The organism is Enterococcus sp. E5-162, from assembly GCF_035725965.1.
GTDB lineage: Bacteria > Bacillota > Bacilli > Lactobacillales > Enterococcaceae > Enterococcus_B > Enterococcus_B lactis.
Genome location: NZ_JAPRFV010000040.1, coordinates 1 through 787, shown reverse-complemented (window position 1 = coordinate 787; position 787 = coordinate 1). Strand labels below are relative to the sequence as shown.

Sequence of the window (787 nt, the reverse complement as noted above, 5' to 3'; positions counted from 1 at the left end):
AGTAGTCTCAAAACTCCCAAGAAATGAGGACTACATATGCGTTCATCAAAATATACTGAACATTATACAGATACTTTTATAACATTCAAGGAAATTATGAGAACTGTTTCTAACATATACCACAATTGTGTACCAGATAAGATTAAAAACCGAAGAAATACTGATCAACTGAAGCAACGCGATACAGTGATTATTGCTTGTGTTATATGGGGCATAATTAATGGCTATACTAGCCAAAGAGCCACGTATAGAGCGGTTTGTTCCGTCTTATTTCCTAATGGTGACTTTCCTAGTAGGAGTCGATTCACTCGCTTAAGTTCAAACTTAGCTTACACTATCAAGATTATTCGATACTTTTTCATCAAGAAGCTCACCAAAGGTGAACTAGTCGGAATTATAGATAGTTTTCCTAGTCCATTATGTAAACCAGTTAGAAATAGACAAGCAAAACTATTGAATCAAATAGCCAAAGTTGGCTATAACTCAACAAAAAAATCTTATTTTTATGGTCTTAAAATTCATATGATCGTTACTAAGACTGGCTTTCCGATTACTTACTCAATCACGAATCCAGGTGTCCATGACGTGAAAGTGTTAGAGACTTTATCGGAAGAAGCGAATCTTCCCAATATCCTAGGGGACAAAGGATATATTAGCCATAAAATCCATGAAAAGCTTGCCCTTAAGGGCATTACTATATCCGTTCCGCCACGTAAAAACATGGATAAATCAGAAAAACTAGACCACAGCTTACTTGGAAAACAAAGAAAAACAGTTGAGACTGTTT

The 787-nt window shown here is 35.5% G+C and carries 1 protein-coding gene; it reads left to right on the top strand.

Going from position 1 to position 787, the window contains the following annotated elements; translation table 11 throughout:
• Positions 1-36: 36 nt before the first annotated feature.
• On the top strand, positions 37-787 hold a 751-nt coding region (locus OZZ83_RS14670; protein ID WP_002310875.1), incomplete at its 3' end, for an IS982-like element ISEfm1 family transposase.